This is a genomic window from Kitasatospora sp. NPDC058190, assembly GCF_042883685.1.
In the GTDB taxonomy this organism is placed as follows: Bacteria; Actinomycetota; Actinomycetes; order Streptomycetales; family Streptomycetaceae; genus Kitasatospora.
The window spans coordinates 21,507-27,872 of sequence record NZ_JBHVVI010000006.1; the positions used below are offsets into that span (position 1 = coordinate 21,507).

Annotated in this window: 3 protein-coding genes; 2 read left to right on the forward strand and 1 reads right to left on the reverse strand. The window is 72.3% G+C overall.

The annotated features are described in order from the left end of the window. Positions 1–144: 144 nt before the first annotated feature. Positions 145–3,135 carry an ATP-binding protein gene (locus tag ACFVWU_RS04155; protein ID WP_387615278.1) on the reverse strand — a complete coding sequence of 997 codons (2,991 nt, stop codon included), beginning with the start codon at positions 3,133–3,135 and terminating at the stop codon, positions 145–147. Positions 3,136–3,470: 335 nt separating this feature from the next. Here ACFVWU_RS04155 and ACFVWU_RS04160 point away from each other — a divergent pair, with 335 nt between their 5' ends. Together ACFVWU_RS04160 and ACFVWU_RS04165 are read left to right on the forward strand one after the other, a co-directional pair. Further along, positions 3,471–4,418, forward strand: a complete 948-nt coding sequence (locus ACFVWU_RS04160; protein WP_387615280.1) for a terpene cyclase — start codon at positions 3,471–3,473, stop codon at positions 4,416–4,418. A gap of 281 nt (positions 4,419–4,699) precedes the next feature. Continuing rightward, positions 4,700–6,223, forward strand: a complete 1,524-nt coding sequence (locus ACFVWU_RS04165) for an aldehyde dehydrogenase family protein (protein ID WP_387615282.1) — start codon at positions 4,700–4,702, stop codon at positions 6,221–6,223. The last annotated feature ends 143 nt before the right edge of the window (positions 6,224–6,366 follow it).

The window sequence follows — 6,366 nt, forward strand, 5'->3', positions numbered from 1 at the left end:
TCCGGGTCCGTCCATCCGTCAGAAGGCGCTGCCGCAGCCCCCGTGGTGTCCGTCAGCCTAGCGAGGACGGCGGCTGTGGGGGCACTCCCACGCCTCCGCGCGCCGCCCGGGCGCCACCGGCCGCCGCCCTCGCCCGGACCGCCGTCACTCCCCCTGCTCCTCACGCGGCTGGTCCGGCAACCCGAGCGCCGAGGCGAGGCCGTCCGGCCCGCTGCCCGCCTTGCGGTAGACCGCGGCCAGCCGCCGGTTGACCAGGTTCAGCTGCACCCCCAGCTCATCGGCGATCCGCTGCGGCGGCACGCCCTGCGCGGCGCGCTTGGCGACCTCCCACTCGGGCCCGCTGAGCGTCTCCCGGAAGTCGCGCTTCTCCAGCCGGTTGGGCCGCAGGCCGTAGTTGGCCAGCTCCCGCCGGGCCTGGTCGACCAGCTTCTCCGCCGAGCAGTGCTGGGCCAGCTCGATGCCCTGGTACAGGTACTCCTGGGCGTCCTCCAGCCGGCCGACCCGGCGCAGCGCGGCACCCAGGTCGACCAACGCGACGGCGTGCTCGTACCCGGCCGGAGACTGCCCGAGGTGCTCGACGGCCTGCTCCAGCAGCTCGACCGCCTGCTCGCCGTTCTCGACCTGGGCCTGCAGCCGCAGCGCGCTGCCGATCGCCGAGGCGGTACCGAAGGCGCGCGCGTCCTGGACGGCCTTCCGGGCGTAGCCGCGGGCGCGCTCGGGCTCGTCGTCCGCGATCGCGATGGCCAGGTGCCCGGCCCAGGGCGCCCAGACGGTGTTGTGCCAGCCGCGGATCTCCAGCTGGGCGCCGGCCTCGGTGAGCGCGGCGGCCGCGCCCGCGTGGCGCTTCATGGCGATCAGCAGCTTGCCGTACAGCGAGGCCGCGTCCGGCAGCACCATGGCAGTGGCGTGGTACGGCGGGTGGAAGCCGAACTCGTTGGCCAGCGTCCAGGCCTCGTCGACCCGGCCGCGGGCGATCAGGGTGTCCACCAGCACGCCCACCGCGTCCCAGGCCAGCGGCAGCTTCTGCCCGACCCGCTCGGAGATGCGGTACGCCCGGCGCAGGAAGTCCTCGGCCTCGGCGAGCAGGCCGCGACGGAAGCGGGCCAGGCCCATCAGGAAGTAGGCGAAGCCCCGGTGGGCGCCGCTCCAACCGGCCACCTCGAACTGGATGATGGCGTCCGCGAACAGCCGCTCGGCCTGGGCGATGCGGTCGTTGTAGATGTAGGTGAGGCCGAGCATCGAGGGCAGTTCGAAGCCCCAGGTGGTGTCGGTCCAACCGAGGCCCTTGGGCAGCCGGCCGCCGTCGAGGACCTCGTCGGCGAGCGCGAGCGCCTCGGCGGAGGACTCGCCGCGCAGTGTCAGGTCCCAGGCGCGCATGGCGAGCACCGCCCGGTCGGCGGCCTCGCGGCCGGGCAGGCTCCGGCACATCTCACCCAGCCGGGCGGAGCGGCCGCGGCCGCCCTCCTCGGACTTGCGGAACGCGTGCCACATGAACGAGGCGGCCTGGAGCCGCTGCCGCCCGGCCGGCTCGACGGTCTGCTCGGCCTCCTCCTGGCAGACCAACGCGGCCTGGCCCAGCTCGCCGCTGTGGGCGAGCACCTCGGAGAGCCGGAAGGTGGCGTCCACCCGCAGGTCCGGGCGCAGCGGCCCTTCGTCGGGGTCGAGAGCGAGCTTGAGCTGGTTGACGGTGGCGCCCGGGTCGGTGAGCAGTGCGGAGCAGCCGAGTTCGTACAGCACCTCGGCCTTGATGTCGTCGGCGGGCGGCTCGTTGAGCGCGCGGTGCAGGCAGCGCTGGGCGGCCTCGGGGGCACCGATCAGCTGGTGTTCGACGGCCGCGCGGCGCAGCTTCTTGACGATCCGGTCGTCGCCCTCGCCGGAGTGGGTCTCGACCAGGTGGCGGGAGGCGGCGAGCAGGCCGAGTCCGGCGTTCTCGATCTCGGCGGCGGCGATGCCGTGCATGCCGAGGCGGGTGGCCTCCGGCATGGTGTTGTAGATGGAGCTGGCGATCAGCGGGTGGACGAACTCCAGATTCCCGTTGGGGGCCTGGGTGAGCACGCGCTGCTTGCGCAGCTGCTTGATGGAGTCGCGGGCGCCCTCGGTGCTCTGGGTGGAGATCCGGGTGGCGAGGTCGATCCGGATGTCGGTGCCCAGCATGGCGCAGGCCCAGGCGAAGCGCAGGGTGCTGGCGCCGAGCCGGTCCAGCCAGCTCTTGAGGGTCATCCCGGTGGCGTCGACGGCTAGTTCGCGCAGCTGCCGGGAGTTCTCCTCGACCGGTTCGAGTTCCTGCTCACGGACCTGGTCGAGCAGGCGACCGGCCTCGAAGGGGTTGCCGTTGACGACGTTCCAGAACTCGTAGCAGAAGGCGTCCTCGGCCTTGTCGCCGAGTTCGGCGCGGATCATGTCGGTGACGGAGCTCAGGGTGAGCCGGTTGAGCTCGTGCTTGCGGGCCTTGAGTCCGAGGATGTCCCGGCGGAGGTCCTGGGTCTCGTTGGGCCAGTCGTTCTCGTCCTCGCGGAAGGCGAAGACGAGCAGCACGGGCAGTTCGCCGGAGCGGACGGCGAACTTGGCGAGCCAGGAGAGGGATTCGGCGTCGGACCAGTGCAGGTCGTCGACGATCATCACCATCGGCGCGCGGCGCGGTGCGAGCTGGGTCAGCACGTAGTCGAGGCCGTCGCGCACGCCCTGCGGGTCGAGGCGGCGGGCTCCCGCCTTGGGCTGCCTGAGGCCCATGGCCGGTCCGACGACCTCCTCCCAGGTGCCCATGACCTGGCGGAACTCGTCCGCGCTCAGATCACTGAGCACGGGCTGGAGCAGCTGGCGCAGCACGTGGTACGGCTCCTTGAACTGCCGTTCGCCGCCTCGGGCGAACAGCACGGAGGCGCCCTCGCGGAGCTTGGCGATCCGTCGGACCTCGTGCAACAGACTGGTCTTGCCGATGCCGGGGCGGCCGGAGAAGGTGAGCAGGTCGCCGATCTCGGTGCCGCCCGCGGCGAACTCGCGGCAGAGCCGGTCGATGGCCGTCTCCACCGAGCGCACTTCTGCGTCGCGGTCGCGCAGCCTGACCCGGGGTGCGGCGCTGTCGCCGTCCCCGTCGGAACCGGTTCCCGTCCGAAGTTCGTTGCCCTGCTCGGTCACCGTCGCGCCTCCGCCTCACCCGCCAACGGCGCGGCTCGACCACTGTTCGTGGGAGCCGCTCCATCACTGTTCGTGGAGCCGAGGTTAGCGCCGTGTGCGGCTCGCCGTGCGTCATTCGCCCAGGCTGGGGCGGACGGTGAGGGTTTGGGAGGCTTGCCAAGGGCAATTGCCCTATATCTCTAACGTCCGATCATTACATCAGATACCCTACGGCCCGCGAGGCGCAGATGATCTTGCACAGCGACCCTCACTGCTCGTGCCTCGCCGCGCCAACTCCCCCCACGGCCAATGATCGAACCACAAGCGCCCCCACCCTCCGCTGCACCGGGAGTCCGATGTCTGACGACACCTCACTTCAGATTCCGTTCCCGTACCGCCGCAGTCCGCACGGCTCGTACGCCACCAAGCTGCACAGCGACTGGCTGCTCCGCCACCCACTGCTGCCCGAGGCCGACCATCCCGGCTACGCGCACTGGGAGGTGGTCGACCTCGCCGCGCTCGGCTACCCGGACGCCGGGCCGGACGAACTCGCCCTGGCGGCTGACCTGATGGGCTTCTACTTCCTCTTCGACGACCAGTTCGACGGCCCGCTCGGCCGCCGCCCCACCGAGGTCGCCCCGATCTGCGAACGCCTGATCGCCGTCCTGCACGGCGCCCGCCCCGACCCGGACTCCGCGGTCGAGACCGCCTTCGCCGACCTGTGGAGCCGCAGCGTGCGCGGCATGCCCGCCCGCTGGCAGGCCCGCGCGGCCTACAACTGGGAGTACTACTTCGCCAGTCACCCGGCCGAGGCGGCGGGCCGGATCTCCGCCCGGCCACCGGACCGGGACGGCTACCTCGAACTCAGACGCGGCACCGCGGCGATGGAGACCATCTTCGACATGGTCGAGCGGCTCGGCCAGTTCGAGGTCCCCGCCGCCGTCCTGCACCACCCGGTGCTGCGTCAACTCCGCCAGCTGGCGGCCGACATACCCTCGCTGAGCAACGACGTGCGCTCCTTCCCGCTGGAGGCGCCGCGCGGGGACGTCAACAACCTGGTCATGATCGTCCAGCGCGAGCGCCACTGCTCGGCCGAGGAGGCCTGCTCGGCGGTCATGGCGGAGGCGCAGCTGATGGTCGACCGCTGCGCCGAGCTGCACGAGCGACTGGCGGACGTCTACCGGGAGTTGGGCCTGTCCCGGATCGAGTGCGCGGTCGCCCAGCGGTACGCGGACGGGCTGGTCACCTGGCTGGCCGGCTACCTGAGCTGGGAGGCCCGCACCGGCCGGTACCACGCGGTCTGAGGCGCGTCGGGGCGTGCGCGCCGTCGAACGCGCCCTCCGCGCGCCCGGGTCGGGAACGTCCGGATCGCGTACCGTCCGTACGAGCCGCCGTACGGACCGTAGCCGCATCGTCCGCTCGGCGGCTATCGTGCTCGACGGCGGGCGCCCCGGCGGGGCGCCGGCCCGACTGCGTGTCCGCACCCTCCCGCCGGACCGCCCGCTGACCGGGTGGTCCGGCGCGCCGCCCACGGCCCGATCGGCGCCGGGCGGCGCCCGCCCGATGTCGCGAGGAGACACAGATCATGACGGTCTACCAGCCCCCCGGCGCGCCCGGCAGCATCGTCGCCTTCCGCTCCCGGTACGAGCACTGGATCAACGGCGGATGGACGCCCCCGGCGCGCGGCGAGTACTTCGGCGACCCGACCCCGGTCACCGGCGAGGTGTTCACCGAGGTGGCCCGAGGCACCGCCGAGGACATCGAGGCCGCCCTCGACGCGGCCCACGCCGCCGCCCCGGCCTGGGGCCGCACCTCCGCCGCCGAGCGGGCGCAGGTGCTGCTGAGGATCGCCGACCGGATGGAGGCCAACCTCGAACAGCTGGCCGTCGCGGAGAGCTGGGAGAACGGCAAGCCGGTGCGCGAGACGCTGGCCGCCGACCTCCCGCTCGCCGTCGACCACCTGCGCTACTTCGCCGGTGCACTGCGGGCCCAGGAGGGCAGCCTCTCCCAGCTGGACGAGGACACCGTGGCGTACCACTTCCACGAGCCGCTGGGCGTGGTCGGCCAGATCATCCCGTGGAACTTCCCGATCCTGATGGCGATCTGGAAGCTGGCCCCGGCCCTGGCGGCCGGCAACGCGGTGGTGCTCAAGCCCGCCGAGCAGACCCCGGCCTCGGTGCTGCTGCTGGCCGAGCTGACCGCCGACCTGCTGCCGCCCGGCGTGGTCAACATCGTCACCGGCTTCGGCGAGGAGGCCGGCGCCCCGCTCGCCGCCAGCAAGCGGGTGCGCAAGCTCGCCTTCACCGGCGAGACCAGCACCGGCCGACTGATCTCCCGCTCCGCCGCCGACAACCTGATCCCGGTCACCCTGGAGCTCGGCGGCAAGAGCCCCAACCTGTTCTTCGCGGACGTCGCCGCCGCCGACGACGCCTTCTACGACAAGGCCGTCGAGGGCTTCGCGATGTTCGCCCTCAACCAGGGCGAGGTCTGCACCTGCCCCAGCCGCGCGCTGATCGAAGCCCCGGTCTACGAGCGGCTGCTCGGCGACGGCCTGGCGCGGGTGCGCGCGATGCGCCAGGGCAACCCGCTGGACACCGACACCCAGATCGGCGCGCAGGCCAGCGCCGAACAGCTGAAGAAGATCCTCTCGTACTTCGAGATCGGCCAGGCCGAGGGCGCCAAGGTCCTGGTCGGCGGCGAGCGCGCCGACCTCGGCGGCTCGCTGGCCGGCGGGTACTACGTGACGCCGACCGTCTTCGAGGGCGTCAACAGCATGCGGGTCTTCCAGGAGGAGATCTTCGGCCCGGTCGTCTCGGTCACCCGCTTCGACGGCTTCGACGAGGCCGTGGCGCTCGCCAACGACACCCAGTACGGGCTCGGCGCGGGCGTGTGGACGCGCAACATCAACACCGCCCACCGGGCCGGACGCGCCATCCAGGCGGGCCGGGTCTGGACGAACTGCTACCACGCCTACCCGGCGCACGCGGCCTTCGGCGGATACAAGAACTCCGGCATCGGCCGGGAGAACCACAAGGCGCTGCTGGAGCACTACCAGCAGACCAAGAACCTGCTGGTCAGCTACTCCCCCGACGCGGTCGGCTTCTTCTAGGCCGGGCCCGTCGGACAAGAGTGGAGCGGGAGTCCCGCTCCGGGACTCCCGCACCACCCCCCCCCCCCGGGGGGGGCCGGGCGGGGGCCAAAGCCCCGTTAGGGAACCCATCCCACGAATAGGCCGATTTTTGAGACGCCCCG